The following is a 16,110-nucleotide window of genomic DNA, read 5'->3' on the forward strand; positions in this document are numbered from 1 at the left end:
CCTGGCATCTTCTCAGTCTAAGAGGCATGAGCCTCCGGCACAAGTTCCGGGCCGGGAAAGGTCGAAGCCCGCCCAGCACACTCCGAAAAGGAAACGGGGCCGGACTGGCCGACCCCGTGCCCCGCAGGAAGGAAAGTCTCAGTTCCGGCCGATCGACTTCAGCACGCGGTCGAGCCGCTTGCCCTGCGCGCTGGTGGCCGGCGCGTGCTTCACGGCGTTGTAGTAGGCTGCCGGATCGTAGGTCGGGATGCCCAGATTGAGATGTTCGACGGTCAGGAGCCCCATCGAGGCCAGCACCTGATAGATCCCCACATAGCGCTGCGCCTCGGCGGTGAGACGGTCGGCCTGCGAGTTCAGGAGGTCCTGCTCGGCGTTCAGCACGTCGAGCGTGGTCCGGGCGCCGAGCGTCGCTTCCTCGCGCACGCCCTCGAAGGCGGTGCGGGCAGCGCGGACTTCCTCGTCCCCCGCGGCGATGGCGGCGGAGGCCACCTCGACCGTCGACCAGGCGACGCCCACATTCTGCGCCACATTCACGCCGGTCTGCAGCAGGTTCGCCTTCTGCGCATCGAGGTTGGCAAGCGTCTGGCGGTAGAGCGCGGACAACTCGCCCCCGGCATAGAGCGTGTGCCGGAGGGAGAGGCCGACGCTGGCCGACTCCTGCCCCTCGTCGTCGAGCCCCACATTCGCCTCGGCGCTGATCGAGGGACGCATCGCGGCCTTGGCGCGCGCCACGTTCAGATCGGCCGCCGCCACCTGACGCTGGGCCTGCCGCACCTGCGGATGGGCGCGGAGCGCCACCTGGCGCGCCGCCTCCATGGTCGCGGCGGTGCGCGGCGCGGCAGGACGCGGCGCGAGATCGACCGGATAATGGCCCACGGCGGCCTTGTAGGCCTCGCGCGCCACCTTGAGATCGCCCTCGGCCGAGGTCAGGTCGGACCGCGAGGCCGCCAGCGCGGCCTGCGCCTGCGACACGTCGGTGCGGGTGACTTCGCCCACGTCGAACCGGTCCTGCGCGGCCTGCAGTTCCTGATCGATCAGCCCGAGGTTGTTGCGCCGCAGATTGACGATGGATTGCGCAAGCTGCACCTGCACATAGGCATTGACCGCATCGAGCAGCACGTTCTGCTCGACCTGCACCAGCGCCTCGCGGGTGGCGAGCACCGTCTCCTTGGCGGCCTCGACGGCGAGCGCATTTCGCCCGAAGTCATAGAGCGTCATCGAGGCGGTGAGCCCGACCGAGGAGTTCAGGTTCTCGACGTTGGTCCGCCCGGCAGGGGTCAGGAGCGTCGCATCCGCATGAACCCGCTGGAAGCTGTAGGTCGATTGCGCGACGAACTGCACGACGGGGCGCAGAGCCGCGACGGCCACCGCCACATCCTCGTCGGTCGCCCGCAGAAGCGCGCGATTCTGTTCGAGCAGGTTGCTGTTGCGGTAGGCGGAGATGAGGGCATCGGCGAGCGTCTCCGCCTGTGCCGCGGACGAGGCCATCACCGCCAGAGCCGAGCAGGTCGCCACGGCCCACAGTCTGATCTTTCTCATTGCCCTCTCCACTGTCCCGTCAATCTCTTGTTTCTGAAAGACTTGCCTTACAACGCAAAATCGCGCTTCACCTCGAACCCCGGCAGGACCGGGGCACTGGCGTTGAAAACCGGGCGCCAAGTGATCGCCCCGTCCACCTTGTATCCGATGCGGGCTACGCCGAGCGGGCCTTCCATGAAGATGCAGCCGATCCGGCCGCCTTCCTTCAGCTGGTCGAGCAGCGCCTGCGGCACCGTCTCGACCGCGCCTTCGACCGTGATGACATCATAGGGCCCGTGCTTGGCGGCACCGCTGGTGAGCGGGCCCACGATCACGGCCGCATTGTCCACGCCCTCGGCCGAGAGGGTGCGCTGCGCCTCGGCGGCAAGCTGTTCGTCCTCCTCGAGGCCCACGACCGCCTCTGCCAGCCGGGCGATCACGGCGCAGGAATAGCCGAGCCCGCAGGCCACATCGAGCACCGATTCCACCGGCTGGATGTTCAGCGTGTCGAGCAGCTTCGCAAACGTCCGCGGCTCGAGCAGGACGCGGTTCGGCGCCACCGCCACGTTCTCGCTCATGTAGGCGACTTCCCGCAGGGGGCGCGGCACATAGACCTCGCGCGGCACGGTCAGCATCGCATCGATGATCGGAAACTTGGTCACGTCCGAAGGGCGGATCTGCGTGTCCACCATCATCATGCGCCGCGTCGCAAAATCCGTCATCTGCCAAGCTCTTCCGTCCGCTACAGTCTCCATCCTCTTGCCACAGATGCGCAGGCGCGGCAACAGACGGCGGAACGGGTTTATCCACAGCGTGGCCGCCATCACACGCCCTTGCGAGCGGCCCTCCGCCCGTCCACTCTGCGCGGGCACAGAGCCGGAGCCCTGCCATGACCTCCTCCCCCGCCCGCAACGGCGACATTTCCTTCTGGTATGCCGACATCGGCGGGGTGCCGCAGCCGCGGCCTCCGCTCGCGGGCGATGCGCGGGCCGATGTCTGCATCGTGGGGGCCGGCTACACCGGGCTCTGGACGGCGCTCTATCTGAAGGAGCAGGCGCCCGAGCTCGAGGTGCTGGTGCTGGAGAAGGAGTTCGCGGGCTTCGGCGCCTCGGGGCGCAATGGCGGCTGGCTCACCGGCAGCTTCGCCTGGACCCACGACCGCTATCTCTCGACCGGGACGGCCGAGGGCGTGCGCGCGATGGTGACCGCCATGAGCGGCACGGTGGACGAGGTGATCCGGGTGGCCGAGGCTGAGGGGATCGACGCCGACATCCACAGGACCGACGAGCTGATGGTGGCGGTGACGCCGGCACAGCGGGCGCGCGCCGAGGCCGAGGTGCGCCACCGCCAGAGCTGGGGCGAGGAGCGGGTATCCTTCCTCGAGGCCGACGCGGTGGCGCGGCGCATCCGCATTCCGAAGGCGGAAGGGGCCATGGTGGTGGGCGGGGTCGCACGGGTGCAGCCCGCGAAGCTTGTCCGCGGCCTCGCCGAAGCCGCCGAACGGCGCGGCGTGCGGATCGCGGAAGGCACCGAGGTGCTGGGCATCGCCCCCGGTCGGGTCGAGACCCGGCGCGGCACCGTGCAGGCGCCCATCATCCTGCGTGCGACCGAGGGCTTCACCGCCACCCTGCCCGGCGCCAAGCGCGACTGGCTGCCGCTCAACTCGGCCCAGATCGTGACCGAGCCGCTGCCGCCCGAGATCTGGGACCGGATCGGCTGGGAGGGGGCCGAGATCCTTGGCGACATGGCCAATGCCTATTGCTACTGCCAGCGCACGCGCGAGGGGCGGATCGCCGTCGGCGCGCGCGGGCGGGCCTATCGCATGGCGTCGCGGATCGACGAGCGGGGAGAGGCCGATGCCGTCACCGTGGCCCATCTTCTGAAGCGTCTGCAGCGGCATTTCCCGGCCGCGGCCGATGCGCGGATCGACCATTCCTGGTGCGGGGTGCTGGGCGTGCCGCGCGACTGGTGCGCGACCGTGGGCCTCGATCCCACCACGGGCATCGGCTGGGCGGGCGGCTATGTGGGTGTGGGCGTCTCGACCTCGAACCTCGCGGGCCGCACGCTGGCCGATCTCGCGCTGAAGCGCGACACGGCGCTGACCCGGCTGCCGTGGGTCAACCGCCGCGTCCGCCGGTGGGAGCCCGAGCCGCTGCGCTGGCTGGGCGTGCGCGGCATGTATCGGCTGCTCGAGGCCGCCGACCGGCGGGAAGAGGCAGGCGGCCCGCCCTCGTGGCTCGCGGCCCTGGGCCACAGGATCGCGGGGCGCTGACCGGCAGCCCGGTCAGCGCCGCAGGATCAGACCGCCCGCGGCTTTGCCGTCTGCCGGAGCGGCATCACGCGCCCCCGGGCGAGCGCGCCCCGCGCGGTGGCCGCGATATCCTCGGCCCGCAGCCCCGCATCGGCATACATGTCCTCGGGGCTCGCCTGCTCGATGAAGCGGTCGGGCAGCGTCATGACCCGGAGCGCGAGGCCCCCGTCGAAGCCGCCGGAATTGGCGAGATAGTGCATGACATGGGCGCCGAAGCCGCCCATGGCCCCCTGCTCCACCGTTACCAGCGCCGCGTGATGGCGCACGAGCTGGTCGATGAGCCCCGTGTCGAGCGGGCGCGAGAAGCGGGCGTCGGCCACGGTCACGCTCACCCCCTCGGCCTCGAGAAGTTTCGCCGCCTGCAAGGCCTCGTGCAGATGCGCGCCGAAGGAGAGGATCGCGACATCCGTCCCTTCGCGCACCACGCGGCCCCGGCCGGGCTCCAGCACCGTCCCGCGCTCGGGCATCTCGACGCCCACCCCCTCGCCCCGCGGGAAGCGGAAGGCGATGGGGCCCTCGTCGAAGGCCACGGCGGTGGCGATCATGTGGATGAGCTCGGCCTCGTCGGCCGCGGCCATCACGGTCATGTTGGGCAGCGAAGTGATGAAGCCAACGTCGAAGGCCCCCGCATGGGTCGCGCCATCGGCCCCCACGAGCCCCGCCCGGTCGATCACGAAGCGGACGGGAAGGTTCTGCAGCGCCACGTCATGGGCGATCTGGTCGTAACCCCGTTGCAGGAACGAGGAATAGATCGCGCAGAAGGGCTTCATCCCGGCCCCGGCGAGGCCGGCCGCGAAGGTCACGGCATGCTGCTCGGCGATGCCCACGTCGAAGACGCGGTTCGGGAAACGCTTCTGCATGATGTCGACGCCGGTGCCCGAGGGCATAGCGGCGGTGATCGCCACGATGCGCGGATCGCGCGCGGCCTCCTCGGTCAGGGTGGAGCCGAAGACCTTGGTGTAGTTCGGCGCGTTGGCCACCGACTTCTTCTGCTCGCCCGTGACGGGGTCGAACTTGTTCACCCCGTGATACTTGTCGGGGGCATTCTCGGCGGGGGCGTAACCCTTGCCCTTCTTCGTGACCACATGGATGAGCACCGGCCCCGTGGTCCGGGCCCGCGCCGCGCGCAGCGTCTGGAGGAGCGCCTCCATGTCGTGGCCGTCGATGGGGCCGACATAGGTGAAGCCCAGCTCCTCGAAGAGCGTGCCCCCGCCCGGCATCCCGGTCACGAGCTGGCGCGCCCGGCGCGCCCCGTCGCGGAGCGGCCCCGGCAGCGAGGCCTCGAGCCCGTCGGCGGCCGCGCGCAGCGTGGCGAAGGGCGCCTTCGAGGAGAGATTCACGAGATAGCGCGCAAGCGCCCCCACGGGCGGCGCGATGCTCATGTCATTGTCGTTCAGGATCACGAACAGGCGCTTGTTCAGATGGCCCGCGTGGTTCAGTGCCTCGTAGGCCATGCCCGCGGTGATGGAGCCGTCGCCGATCACGGCGATCGTGTCGCCCACGGGCTGGCCCAGCTCGCGACCCATGGCAAAGCCGAGCGCGGCCGAGATCGAGGTCGAGGAATGAGCCGCGCCGAACGGGTCGTAGGCGGATTCCGAGCGCTTGGTGAAGCCCGAGAGGCCGCCCTTCTGGCGCAGGGTGCGCATCTGCTCGCGCCGGCCGGTGAGGATCTTGTGGGGGTAGCACTGGTGGCCCACGTCCCAGACGAGCTTGTCGGTGGGCGTGTTGAAGACCGCATGCAGCGCGACAGTCAGCTCAACCACCCCCAGCGAGGACCCCAGATGTCCTCCCGTCTCGGCAACGACCGAAATCACCTCGGAACGCACTTCGTCGGCCAGCCGCTCCAGTTCGGCGTCACTCAGCGCCTTCATGTCGGCCGGGCAGCAGACGCGATCCAAAAGCGGGGTTTCGGGTCGCGGGGTGGGATTGGTCATCAGAGCCTCCCGTGAATGTCAAAAGGGTGCCGTGCGGTCTTCCACACGGCACCAGGTCCCTGTCGCCAACAGGAAGGGAACCGGGCTGTGGTGTCGCCCCGGACCCGGGCCGGCGATATGGCCCGGACTTGGAGGAGCGGGCGGCCTCGCGCCGCCCTGCCCCGAGACTTGTCTCAGACGAGATGCTTGATCAGCTCGATCCCGGTCTCCAGAGCGCCGGTGATGTTCGGCGCCGGAGCCTGGTTCTCCTGGATCGGAAGCATCCGCCCGACCACCCGGAAGAACCCGATGAGAAGGAGCGTCCCGAAGAACACGCCGCCAGCCCAGCCCGCACCCTTCATCATCTGGAAAGCGACCCAGAGGCGAAGGTTGGTCTTCGGATTGGTGTTGAGGTGATCGTTGAAGATGGTCTTGTCAGCCATTGTGATCGCTCCTCAGTTCAGCGGCGCCATGCCGTGGTTCTGGCCCCAGACGTACCAGTTGTCCACGACCGTGCCCGAGAGCAGGATGCCGATGCCGCCGGTGAGGGTCACGAGGACCGCCATCCAGATGGCCCAGCGGTGGATGCCTTCCATCGTGGCGTTGAAACCCATGGTCCAGCGCCAGAAGAGGGCGGCCCGCTCCGCTGCCGTCCCGCGGTCGGCGATCTGCTCCAGCTCGCGCTCGCCGCCGAAGCGGGAGACCGCGAGGATGGTCGCACCGTGCATCGCGAAGAGCAGGGCCGACCCGTAGAGGAAGGCGATCGAGAGACCGTGGAAGGGGTTGTAGAACAGGTTGCCGTGGACGAGCGAGAAGTTGTTCGTCCAGTCGAGGTGCGAGAAGATGCCGTAGGGAACCGCTTCCGACCAGGACCCCATGAGGATCGGACGGATGAAGCCCAGCACCATCCACAGCCAGATGGCCGAGAGGAACGCCCAGGCGGTGTGCTTGCCCATGCCCAGCGCCTGAGCGCGGAGATAGGTGCGGCCCCACCAGGACCAGACCGCGACGAACATGAAGAACGACGCGATCAGCCACAGCCCGCCTTCCTTCAGCGGAGCCGCGAAGGACAGACCGTATTCGGGTGCCGGCGGCTCGAGCGAGAAGAAGAACAGGTCGCGCAGGAAGACGGCCGGGTTCCAGCCCGCCTGATACCAGAACCAGATCCCGATGGTGAAGAACCACATCAGGCCCGAGAAGAGGGACAGGACGCCGAGCGAGCCGAGATAGATCGGGCCGAGCTGGGCGTTGCCGAACCAGCCGAGCAGGGTCGAGAAGGGACCGACGCCCGAACGGTTGGCCAGGTTGACGTCTTCGGTCATCCCCAGGTCGGCCGGTCCGCGGACCTGGACCTGGGAGAAGATGTTCTGATACTCAGCCATTGATGCCTCCCGGGATGTTCGCCCACCACGGCAGCTTCACCCACCATTGCCACCAGTCGACCCACTGATCGAACCAGATGGTGCCGGTAATGATCATGCAGAGGGCGCTGAAGAAGACGGCGCTCAGCGAGAGCAGCAGGCCGAGGCGGTGGATGCCGAGCGTCCCGATCGAGTAGCCGACCAGATCGCGGAAGAACGTATCCTCGTGATCCGGCGTCCGCATTTCCTTGCCCTTCTCGGGGTTGGCCGCGGAGAGCACAAGGGCGCCGTGCAGCGCCAGAGCCAGCGCGTTCGTGAAGAAGAACGAGATGGCGATCATGTGGGCAGGGTTGTAGTGGAAGTTGCCGTAGGTGTAGCCCGTGTTCGACACCCAGTCGAGGTGCGTCCAGATCCCGTAGGGGAAGGCATAGCCCCAGGCGCCCATCATCACCGGGCGGAACAGCACCAGCGTCAGGTAGGCCAGGATGGCGAACGCGAAGGCGAACGGGATGTGGTACCCGATGCCCAGCTTACGGCAGATTTCGACTTCGCGCAGCGCCCAGCTGACGAAGGCACCAGTGGCGCAGATCGTGATGATCTGCCACAGCCCGCCTTTTGCGAGGGGTGCACCTCCCAGGCCATATTCAAGGGCCGGCGGGTAGACAGAGATGAGTTGGGGGTTCCAGGTACCCTGGAGTACGGCACTCCAGGCAATCAGAATGATACCCAGGGCCGCGAAGAAAAACGTCGCAACCCCGAAGAAGCCGACATAGAAAGGGCCGACCCAGAAGTCGAACAGGTTTCCGCCGACCAGCGTGCCCCCCGGCACGCGATATTTTCGCTCGAAGCTGAGCAGTGCCATGCTTCCCTCTCCGCTTGCAGTCGGCCCAACCCGCGCTTGCGCGCGAAGCGGAGCCGTCTCAATGGCTGAACCTTGGAATCGTCGCGGGCGGTGGGTGCCGCCCGCGACGGAGGGCCGGCCCGATTACTCGGCGACGGCGACGCGGTTGTACTTGGCGGCAGAGATTTCCAGCCAGTTGTAGCTGGGGGTGCTCAGCAGGATGAGGTGGATCATCACCGCGAGGAGGAACAGGAACACGCCCTGAGCCACGAACACGCGACGGGGATCGAAGATCATCCAAATTTTGTAGAACTTGCTCATGATCTTGTTCTCCTCAGAACCACGGACGCCAGATGTACACAGCGAGGTGAGCGACGATCGCCACCGCGCTGAACAGCCAAAGACCGCTCATGTAGACGGAGTGCAATTCCTGCGCCTGCTCGTCCGTAAGACCTGTGTAGCCCAGGTCGGATTTATCAGCCATGCTATCCTCCGGATCGTAAGACTGACGCCACATGCTGGTGGCGTGGGTTACGGTAAGGCACCATGCCCTCCCGATTAATCCGCCGCCCCTTGGGGAGACGACGAATGGCGTGTCGCAACCTGACCTGCGGTCAGGCGCGGAAAATCAGCGGCGTGATCGCCTTGGCATCGAACCAGGCGGACGCGAAGGGGCCGCGCTTGGGAAGCCTGCGGTGGCGGATCGTCGAGACGATCCAGCTCACGAAGGCCACCGGGAAGGCGCCCAGCAGAATGACGGCGAAGTAGACGTAGAACTCGGCACGTGGTGCTCGGTGCCCGTGGGCCCTGGCGGCATGGACCGGCGTGTTGACGGCATGATCGCTCATTGGTTCTCTCCCTTCCTCTCGCCGAAGCCCGGCCCACGCAGGGCTTCGACAGTCTCTCTCACGACCCTCTCGGCACCGGCATCGAGGGCAGCCTTCTCGGCGGCGTCGCGCAAGGCACGCGCGGCGCTGATCCGGGTGAGAACCGGATGCTCCTCTACGATGCGGTCCAGGGCCGCTTGCGCATCGGCATCCCACGGGAAGTCGCGGCGCAGTGTCGTCGGTGTGGCGGCGGCGCTGTCCATCTCCGTCCCGAGGGGCAGAATGTGGAACAGGGCGTCGAACAGGGCGTTGCAAACTTCCTGCAGTAACCACGTAGCACCTGCATATCCCATAACGGGCGTTCCGGTAGCGCGCCGGATCGCCGCACCCGGGAAAGAGGCAGCGATGAAAGAGGGTTGCGGGCCGTGACCGGCTTTCAGTTCCGCAAGGTAAATCTTCTCGTTGATCGACCCCATGAGCACGAGCGGACGGTGCTGGCGGATCAGTCCGCGCACCGCTTCGTTGTCGGTCTTCGAGCCCCTCTTGCGGGCCACGGCGAAGGCGCAGGGCAGCCCGAGATCGCCTTCGAGATAGTTTCGGATGCCTCTTGCATAAGTTTCGGTCGCCACGATTCCGAAATTGGCCGTCCCGAAGAAGTCCTGCGTGACACTCCGCCACAGATCCCACACGGGCTTCAGCGTCGAGTGCTTCTCGCGCTCGATGAAGGGCTCCGGATCGAGGCCCAGAATCTCGCCCAGGCGGCGCAGGAAGGCGGTCGTGCTCTCGACCCCGATGGGGGCCTGGAGGTAGGGCTTGCCCAGCACCTCGGCCAGCCCGCGGCCGAATTCGCGGTACATGACGATGTTGGCGTCGGCATTGACCAAGTGTCGCATCTCGGCCAGATGCGCGCCCAAGGGCATCACCATGTTCACTTCGGCGCCGATCCCCTCGACGAGACGGCGAATCTCGTGAAGGTCCGACGCCATGTTGAAGACGCCGTACATGGGCCCGAGGATGTTCACCCGCGGCTTCGCCCCCTCGGGGCGCTTGGCTTCGGGCGGCATGCGACCCTTGGTCATCCCGAACTCCGAGAAGATCCAGGTCATCGCCCGGTCGGCCGCTTCCCACTGGTCCTCGTCGATGGTGCGGGGCAGGAAGCGCTGGATGTTCGTGCCCTGCGGCGTCACGCCGCCGCCGATCATCTCGGCGATCGAGCCCGTGACCACCACCGCGGGCAGCGCCGGATCCAGCACCTTCCAGGCCCGGCTCATCGAGGCCTCGGTGCCCTCGCTCATCTCGCTCTCGCCGAGGCCCGTCACCACGATGGGCAGCTCGTGCGGGGGCAGCGCGTCGGTGTAATGCAGCACCGAGGTCACCGGCAGGTTCTCGCAGCCCACGGGGCCGTCGATCACCACCTGAAGCCCCTTCACCGCACAGAAGGCATAGACGGCGCCCCAGTAGCCCCCTGCCCTGTCATGATCCTGCACGAGCATCAGATCATCTCCTCGGACTTGGCGGCCCGGGCGGCCTTCTCGAGCTTCTTCTGGTGCGCGGCCCGGAAGTCGGGGCGCAGGTTGGGCGCACCCTCCCAGATGCCGGCCGTATCCCCCTCGCCTACGCCGGCGAAGAAGGCTTTCATCTTCGACATCCGCTCGCGGTTGCCGATGGCCGCATTGATCACCTGCGCGAGGCTGCCCGCTCCGGCCGGCCCCATCAGCGGCCGGGCCGAGATGAGGTTGGTGAAGTAGAGCGACGGGATGCCCAGCGACTTGGCCTTCTGCACCACCGGGGTCGTGCCCACGGCGAGGTCGGGCTCGAAGCCCTGCATCGCGGCGAGATCGTCCTCGAGCGAGGCGCGGAACTTCACCACCGTGCCCCGGGCCTCGAGCCATTCGCGGTCGGCGGCACTCCAGGGCGTCCTGCCTGCGGCGGTGCCCACATAGGGCACTTCGGCGCCGCTCTCGATCAGCAGGCGCGCCACGATCAGCTCGGAGCCCTCATAGCCCGAGAGCGTGATGCGCCCCTTGATCGGCGCACCGGCCAGCGCGCCCCTGATCGCGGGCAGGAAGGCGTTCTGCGCGGCGGCCACCTTGTCGGCGGCGATGCCATAGGCCTCGCCGATGGCGGCAAGCCAGGCGGCGGTGCCGTCATGGCCCACGGGGGCAGAGCCCACGATGGCGCGGCCTGCGGCCTGAAACTCGCGGACCGAGGCCGTGTAGAAGGGATGGATCGCCGCGGCCACGCCACTGTCGAGCGCGGCATAGAGCTCGCGCCAGTCGCGGCAGGGCACCACGGGCCCCGCAGCAAGACCCAGCGGCGCCAGCAGCGCCCCGATCATCACCGGATCGGCCGGGAACATCTCGCCCAGCAGCGCCACGGTCGGCCGGTCGGACCGGCCCGAGACCGGCGCCTGCACCGGGCCCGCCTCGATCTCGGAGCGGGCATATTTCAGCATCGCGCCCGCCAGCACGTCCTTCGCCTCGGCATGGGTCGGCACGCCGAAGCCCGGCACGTCGATGCCCACGATCCGCACGCCGTTGATCTCGGAGGGCAGGAGCCGCAGCGGCACGCCCGAGGCGGTCGGCACGCAGAGGTTCGTCACCACGATCGCGTCATAGCGCTGCGGATCGGCCATCTCGTGGACCGCCTCGCGGATGTCCTCGAACAGCTTGCCCGTGACGAGCGATTCCGAATTGAAGGGCACATAGCCGATCGACCGCCGCGCGCCGTAGAAATGCGAGACGAACGAGAGGCCGTAGGTGCAGCAGGCCGAACCCGAGATGATCGTGCCCACCCGCCGCATCCGAAGCCCGGTGCGCAGCGACCCGAAGGCCGGGCACATGCTCTGCGGCTTGTCGTGGGGCCCGACCGGATAGTCGGCCTTGAACCGCTCCATCAGTTCGCCGTTGCCCGCGGCACTGGCCGCGGCGGCCATGTCGGCCGTGGAATGGCAGCCCATGGCCTCGGGCGCCATCGGGGCGCCGCCTGGGGTCTGGCTCATCGTCCTGCCCCCTTCCGCTTCTGGCGCGCGGCGATCTGACGGAGCGCCTGATCGAGCCGCGCGAGGGTATCGAGATCAAGCATCGTCGTAGATCACTTCCAGCGATTTCTTCGCGGCCGCGTTCTTGCCGCGCATGTCGGCATCCGTGGCGGGCTCGAGCTTGAAGTCGGCGCCGATCGCCTCGGGGGTGAAGAGGTCGAGGAGGCCATCCTGCGACAGCGGCTTCGGCCGGATCGGGGGCGCCTCGCCCACGGCATGGGCCAGCCCCTCGAAGAGAGGTCCCCATTGCGTGCCGGGAATGCCGACGATCTGATAGTTCGCCGACTTGCGGCGCAGATCCTCGTCGGCCGGAATCGTCGCAAGGATCGGAATGTCCGCCGCCTCGGCGAAGGCCTTGGCCTCGCCGGTGCCGTCGTCCTTGTTGATGACGAGCCCCGCCACGCCCACGTTGCCGCCGAGCTTGCGGAAATATTCCACCGCCGAGCAGACGTTGTTCGTCACATAGAGCGACTGGAGGTCGTTCGATCCGACGAGGATCACCTTCTGCGCCATGTCGCGGGCGATGGGCAGGCCGAAGCCGCCGCAGACCACGTCGCCCAGGAAGTCGAGCAGCACATAGTCGAAGTCCCAGTCGTGGAAGCCGAGCTTCTCCAGCAGTTCGAAGCCGTGGATGATGCCGCGCCCGCCGCAGCCGCGGCCCACCTCGGGCCCGCCCAGCTCCATCGCGAAGACGCCGTCGCGCTTGAAGCAGACGTCGCCGATCTGGACCTCTTCGCCGGCCAGCTTCTTCCTGGCCGAGGTCTCGATGATCGTGGGGCAGGCCTTGCCGCCGAACAGAAGCGAGGTCGTGTCGGACTTCGGGTCGCAGCCGATCAGCAGCACGCGCTTGCCGATCTGGGCCATCATGTAGCTGAGGTTCGCCAGCGTGAAGCTCTTGCCGATGCCGCCCTTGCCGTAGATCGCGATGACCTGCGTCTTCTTCTTCGGCTCGCCTTGCGGCACCTCGAGCGTCGGCTCTTCCGCCGCCTCGTCGCGGAGGCGTTGGTCGAACGCCTTCAGTTCGGGTGCATCCGTCATGCGGTGGCCCTCCAATCCAGGATCATCTTGAGACAGTCGGGGTCGCTGAAGGCCGTGGCATAGGCCTCGGCCGCCTCCGACGCCGGTCGGGTGTGGGTGATCAGGTTGGCAAGCGAAAGCGCCCCGCTCTCGATCAGCGCGCGGGTGGCCACCATGTCCTCGGGCTGCCACTCGGCAGCGATGCGCAGGCGCGCCTCCTTCATGAAGGCGGGCACGAAGGTGAAGGCGACGGGCTCGGTGTAGAAGCCCGCCAGCACGATCTCGCCGCCCTTGGCGAGCCGCATCACCAGACTGTCGATCAGTTTCGGATCGCCCGACGCATCGTAGATCGAGCGGTAGTCGCGGCGCTGGTCGGTCGCGGGGTCGATGACCTCGTAGCCCTCGGCATGGCGGCGCCGTTCCGCCTTGGTCTCCCAGACCACCGGCGGCTCGCCGCCCGCGGCAATGGTCAGACGCGCGAGCAGCCGGCCCAGGGTGCCGTGACCCACGATCAGGTCCGGCAGCACATGGTTCAGCCCGGCCAGCGCATGGCGCGCGGTCGCGGCAAGCGCCAGAAGCGCCCCCTCGGCCTCGAGCGCAGGATCGATGCGCACCGCGCGGTGGGCGGGCGTCACGAGCCGCTTCGTCGCCGCGCCGAACAGGCCGCGGATCGGCCCCGCATCGGTCGGCGCGAAACAGTTGGAGCCCGGCACGAAGACCCGGTCGCCCGGCCGGAAGCCCGTATCGGGCGCGGCCTCGACCACTTCGCCCGCGGCCTCGTAGCCCGGCACCAGCGGGTAGCCCATGCCCGGAAAAGGCGGCATCTGCCCGGTGTAGAACAGTTTTTCGGTGCCCGTCGAAATGCCCGAGTGGGTGATCTCGACGACGATATCGCCGGGCGCGGGCTCGTTCAGCTGGATGGTCTGAAGGCCAAGGTCCCGCGGACCCGACAGGATGACGGCGGTCGTTCTCACAGCGTTTTCCCCCGCGCTCTTCCGGCCGACCTGCCCTGCGGGACTCGGGTCGGCCTATATCGACGCTTCAGGTGTAACATTAACGGGACATCGTGAAGTGTCAACTTTATTGGACAGTGCCACCCTGCGTCCGATTGCGCTGCGCCCGCGCGTCACGGCGCGTCAGAGGGACGCACGGCCGTCACCGCGCTCGCGACATAGGGCCGGAGGCCGGGGAAGATCTTGATCTCGGAAAAGCCCTGCCCCGTCAGCAGCTCCGCGATCTCGGCCGCCGAGCGGACGCGCCCGGTCCGCATGGCCGCGGTGTAGAAGGCCATGTAGGTGTCTGTCTCGCGGTGCGGCCGGGCGCCTCCGGACATGGCCTCGGCCACGATCACCCGGCCGCCCGCGGGCAGCGCCTCGCGCACCCGGTGCAGGAGCAGCTTCACCGTCTCGTCCGAATGGTCGAACAGCACCCGCACGAGGCTGATCGCATCGGCCCCGAGCGGCAGTGGATCGTCGCGGAAGCTGCCGCCATGCACGGTGAACCGTCCGGCCAGCCCCGCCTCGGTCAACCTCTGCGGTGCGGCCTCGGCCACCACGGGCAGGTCGAAGAGCATGAGTTCCATCAGCGGATAGGCCCGCCCCACGGCCGCGAGGAAGGCGCCGGTGCCCCCGCCCACGTCCATCAGCCGCCTGACCCCCATCAGATCCACCAGCCGCAGCGCATCCTCGGCCACGAGCCCCTGGCTCTCGGTCATCAGGCGGGAATATTTCGCGGTCACCTCGGGGTCGGTCGCCCCCCCGGCGCCGAAGACATAGGGCCAGAAGCGCGCGAGTTCGGGCTCGGTCTCGCCTTTCAGGAAGGCCACCGGATCGGCCAGATCGCGGTAGAGCACATGGTGATGGCCCACCATCGCCTCGAGCCCCGGCACCGCGAGGAAGGCCGCGCCCCGAACCGCCAGATCGAACTGACCGTCGCGCCTCCGCGTGAGCAGCTTCAGCGCGGCGCCCCCCTGCAGCAGAAGCTGCATCCGCTCGGGCGCAAGCCCGGTGGCCGCGGCCAGCGCCTGCACCGTCTGCGGCCCCTCGGCCACCAGATGCAGCACCCGCAGCTCGACCAGCGCATAGAGCACCTGCGAATGGACGAAGCCCGCGACGATGTCGAACAGCTCCTCTCCCTCGCGCCGCCCGATGCGGCGCAGGAAGGGCACACGTTCGGCGATGAGCTGGAAGCGGCGCGAGCCGGCAAGGCGCACGCCGAGGCGGGAGAGGCCGAGCCCCCCGCGGGCGGGAGGTCTGAGAGCGCTCATGGAAGTCCTTTCCGATCCGGCCCCGGCGGGCGGGGCCTCGAGTGCGGGCGGCTCAGACGCGGGCCGCGACCTGCGCCGGCACGATCTTCTCGGCATAGCGGCGGACCATCTCGGCCAGCATCGCCTCGCCCGGGCAGGAGGGGATCGAGGCGATGGCGCCGCCGAGGATGTCCTTCAGCCGCTTCGCCGCGCCCTCGACGCCATATTCGCGCACCGCGTTCGGGCGGGCGTGGATCTCGTCCTGCCCCGCGGGCTTGCCCAGCGTCTCGGCATCGCAGAGCGCGTCGCGCAGGTCGTCGGCCACCTGGAAGGCCTCGCCGATGCGGGCTCCCAGCTCTTCCCAGGGCTCGGCCTCGTAGCCCGCGGCAATGGCGCCCATCTGGGTCGCGGCGATGAAGAGCGCGCCGGTCTTGGCCCGATGATAGGCCGAGAGATTGATCTGGCTCTCGCTCTCCCAGCCCTGCCCCGCGCAGATGCCCATCGGCATCCCCGTCCGCACCGCCAGCGCCGTCACCAGCTGCAGCGCCCGCTGCGGCTGGTCGGCCGCGGCGCGGGCCAGCACCTCGAAGCCCATCACGATCAGGCTGTCGCCGGTGAGGATCGCCAGCGGCTCGGAATAGGCGCGATGCACCGTGGGCTTGCCGCGCCGGATCTCGGCATCGTCGAAGCAGGGCAGATCGTCATGCACGAGGCTCGCGCAATGGATCAGCTCAAGCGCCACCGCCGCCGCGTCCGACAGAGCCGGGCGGTCGTCGCCGCAGGCCGTGGCCACGCTGAGCAGAAGCGTGGGCCGGATGCGCGCGCCGCCGGGCGTCACCGCATAGTCGAGCGCCGTCGCCAGCTTCGAGGGCGCCTCGGAGCCCTGGCCCCGCGCGATCGCCGCTGCCATTGCCGCTTCAATCCGCTGTTCAAACGCCATCTTGTGCCTCATAGGACAGCTCCGGCGCATCGTTGCGCCCCGGGGCGGCCACCGTGCCGCCGACTCCACAGGTGTCAACTTTTTCTTACACCTTCTG

Annotated in this window: 16 protein-coding genes; 1 reads left to right on the plus strand and 15 read right to left on the minus strand. The window is 68.4% G+C overall.

What is annotated here, in order from left to right; translation table 11 throughout:
• Positions 1 to 138: 138 nt before the first annotated feature.
• On the minus strand, positions 139 to 1,539 hold the full coding sequence (locus RSP_RS09540; RefSeq protein ID WP_011338105.1) for a TolC family outer membrane protein: 1,401 nt from the start codon (positions 1,537 to 1,539) through the stop codon (positions 139 to 141).
• A gap of 47 nt (positions 1,540 to 1,586) precedes the next feature.
• Positions 1,587 to 2,240, minus strand: a complete 654-nt coding sequence (locus tag RSP_RS09545; RefSeq protein WP_002720416.1) for a protein-L-isoaspartate O-methyltransferase family protein — start codon at positions 2,238 to 2,240, stop codon at positions 1,587 to 1,589.
• Between the two features lie 167 nt (positions 2,241 to 2,407).
• On the opposite strand from RSP_RS09545, the gene RSP_RS09550 reads away from it, so the two are divergent.
• A complete protein-coding gene (locus tag RSP_RS09550) occupies positions 2,408 to 3,790 on the plus strand; it encodes an NAD(P)/FAD-dependent oxidoreductase (protein ID WP_011338106.1) in 1,383 nt (460 codons plus the stop codon).
• A gap of 26 nt (positions 3,791 to 3,816) precedes the next feature.
• Here RSP_RS09550 and dxs read toward each other — a convergent pair whose 3' ends face one another.
• The 13 genes from dxs to RSP_RS09615 all read right to left on the minus strand — a co-directional run bounded on the left by dxs (position 3,817) and on the right by RSP_RS09615 (position 16,013).
• Positions 3,817 to 5,763 (minus strand): 1-deoxy-D-xylulose-5-phosphate synthase, encoded by a 1,947-nt coding sequence (dxs, locus tag RSP_RS09555; protein ID WP_011338107.1) that lies wholly within the window; start codon positions 5,761 to 5,763, stop codon positions 3,817 to 3,819.
• A gap of 173 nt (positions 5,764 to 5,936) precedes the next feature.
• Positions 5,937 to 6,185, minus strand: coding sequence for a reaction center-light-harvesting complex protein PufX (gene pufX / locus RSP_RS09560; protein ID WP_002720419.1), 249 nt, complete (start codon positions 6,183 to 6,185; stop codon positions 5,937 to 5,939).
• Positions 6,186 to 6,197: 12 nt separating this feature from the next.
• Positions 6,198 to 7,124 (minus strand): photosynthetic reaction center subunit M, encoded by a 927-nt coding sequence (pufM, locus tag RSP_RS09565; RefSeq protein WP_002720420.1) that lies wholly within the window; start codon positions 7,122 to 7,124, stop codon positions 6,198 to 6,200.
• Positions 7,117 to 7,965, minus strand: coding sequence for a photosynthetic reaction center subunit L (gene pufL / locus RSP_RS09570; RefSeq protein ID WP_002720421.1), 849 nt, complete (start codon positions 7,963 to 7,965; stop codon positions 7,117 to 7,119). Before pufL ends, pufM begins: the two co-directional genes overlap by 8 nt.
• A gap of 123 nt (positions 7,966 to 8,088) precedes the next feature.
• Positions 8,089 to 8,265: a light-harvesting antenna LH1, alpha subunit gene (gene pufA / locus RSP_RS09575; RefSeq protein WP_002720422.1), complete on the minus strand. Its 177-nt coding sequence runs from the start codon at positions 8,263 to 8,265 to the stop codon at positions 8,089 to 8,091.
• Between the two features lie 13 nt (positions 8,266 to 8,278).
• Entirely contained in the window at positions 8,279 to 8,428 is a 150-nt protein-coding gene (gene pufB, locus RSP_RS09580) for a light-harvesting antenna LH1, beta subunit (protein WP_002720423.1), read from the minus strand.
• A 130-nt stretch (positions 8,429 to 8,558) separates the two neighbouring features.
• Positions 8,559 to 8,792, minus strand: a complete 234-nt coding sequence (gene pufQ / locus RSP_RS09585; RefSeq protein WP_009565703.1) for a photosystem biosynthesis protein PufQ — start codon at positions 8,790 to 8,792, stop codon at positions 8,559 to 8,561.
• Positions 8,789 to 10,264 carry a chlorophyllide a reductase subunit Z gene (bchZ, locus tag RSP_RS09590; RefSeq protein WP_011338109.1) on the minus strand — a complete coding sequence of 492 codons (1,476 nt, stop codon included), beginning with the start codon at positions 10,262 to 10,264 and terminating at the stop codon, positions 8,789 to 8,791. The genes pufQ and bchZ overlap by 4 nt, the downstream gene beginning before the upstream one ends.
• On the minus strand, positions 10,264 to 11,772 hold the full coding sequence (gene bchY, locus RSP_RS09595) for a chlorophyllide a reductase subunit Y (protein ID WP_011338110.1): 1,509 nt from the start codon (positions 11,770 to 11,772) through the stop codon (positions 10,264 to 10,266). The genes bchZ and bchY overlap by 1 nt, the downstream gene beginning before the upstream one ends.
• Positions 11,773 to 11,847: 75 nt before the next feature.
• The gene (locus RSP_RS09600) at positions 11,848 to 12,849 is read right to left on the minus strand and encodes a chlorophyllide a reductase iron protein subunit X (protein WP_002720427.1); all 1,002 of its coding nucleotides are present in this window, start codon (positions 12,847 to 12,849) and stop codon (positions 11,848 to 11,850) included.
• Positions 12,846 to 13,802 carry a chlorophyll synthesis pathway protein BchC gene (gene bchC / locus RSP_RS09605; protein ID WP_002720428.1) on the minus strand — a complete coding sequence of 319 codons (957 nt, stop codon included), beginning with the start codon at positions 13,800 to 13,802 and terminating at the stop codon, positions 12,846 to 12,848. Before bchC ends, RSP_RS09600 begins: the two co-directional genes overlap by 4 nt.
• 152 nt (positions 13,803 to 13,954) lie before the next feature.
• Positions 13,955 to 15,094 carry a demethylspheroidene O-methyltransferase gene (locus RSP_RS09610; RefSeq protein ID WP_011338111.1) on the minus strand — a complete coding sequence of 380 codons (1,140 nt, stop codon included), beginning with the start codon at positions 15,092 to 15,094 and terminating at the stop codon, positions 13,955 to 13,957.
• A gap of 52 nt (positions 15,095 to 15,146) precedes the next feature.
• A complete protein-coding gene (locus tag RSP_RS09615) occupies positions 15,147 to 16,013 on the minus strand; it encodes a polyprenyl synthetase family protein (protein ID WP_011338112.1) in 867 nt (288 codons plus the stop codon).
• Positions 16,014 to 16,110 lie beyond the last annotated feature (97 nt).

The sequence above is a fragment of the Cereibacter sphaeroides 2.4.1 genome, from assembly GCF_000012905.2.
Taxonomy (GTDB): Bacteria; Pseudomonadota; Alphaproteobacteria; order Rhodobacterales; family Rhodobacteraceae; genus Cereibacter_A; species Cereibacter_A sphaeroides.

Bases quoted from the DNA above. Each gene is read 5' to 3' on its own strand.
- pufX (WP_002720419.1), bottom strand. From the start codon at position 6,185: ATGGCTGACAAGACCATCTTCAACGATCACCTCAACACCAATCCGAAG.
- pufB (WP_002720423.1), bottom strand. From the start codon at position 8,428: ATGGCTGATAAATCCGACCTGGGCTACACAGGTCTTACGGACGAGCAG.
- pufQ (WP_009565703.1), bottom strand. From the start codon at position 8,792: ATGAGCGATCATGCCGTCAACACGCCGGTCCATGCCGCCAGGGCCCAC.
- pufM (WP_002720420.1), bottom strand. From the start codon at position 7,124: ATGGCTGAGTATCAGAACATCTTCTCCCAGGTCCAGGTCCGCGGACCG.
- dxs (WP_011338107.1), bottom strand. From the start codon at position 5,763: ATGACCAATCCCACCCCGCGACCCGAAACCCCGCTTTTGGATCGCGTC.
- RSP_RS09610 (WP_011338111.1), bottom strand. From the start codon at position 15,094: ATGAGCGCTCTCAGACCTCCCGCCCGCGGGGGGCTCGGCCTCTCCCGC.
- bchY (WP_011338110.1), bottom strand. From the start codon at position 11,772: ATGAGCCAGACCCCAGGCGGCGCCCCGATGGCGCCCGAGGCCATGGGC.
- RSP_RS09550 (WP_011338106.1), top strand. From the start codon at position 2,408: ATGACCTCCTCCCCCGCCCGCAACGGCGACATTTCCTTCTGGTATGCC.
- pufL (WP_002720421.1), bottom strand. From the start codon at position 7,965: ATGGCACTGCTCAGCTTCGAGCGAAAATATCGCGTGCCGGGGGGCACG.
- pufA (WP_002720422.1), bottom strand. From the start codon at position 8,265: ATGAGCAAGTTCTACAAAATTTGGATGATCTTCGATCCCCGTCGCGTG.
- RSP_RS09540 (WP_011338105.1), bottom strand. From the start codon at position 1,539: ATGAGAAAGATCAGACTGTGGGCCGTGGCGACCTGCTCGGCTCTGGCG.
- RSP_RS09545 (WP_002720416.1), bottom strand. From the start codon at position 2,240: ATGACGGATTTTGCGACGCGGCGCATGATGATGGTGGACACGCAGATC.
- bchZ (WP_011338109.1), bottom strand. From the start codon at position 10,264: ATGCTCGTGCAGGATCATGACAGGGCAGGGGGCTACTGGGGCGCCGTC.
- RSP_RS09600 (WP_002720427.1), bottom strand. From the start codon at position 12,849: ATGACGGATGCACCCGAACTGAAGGCGTTCGACCAACGCCTCCGCGAC.
- RSP_RS09615 (WP_011338112.1), bottom strand. From the start codon at position 16,013: ATGGCGTTTGAACAGCGGATTGAAGCGGCAATGGCAGCGGCGATCGCG.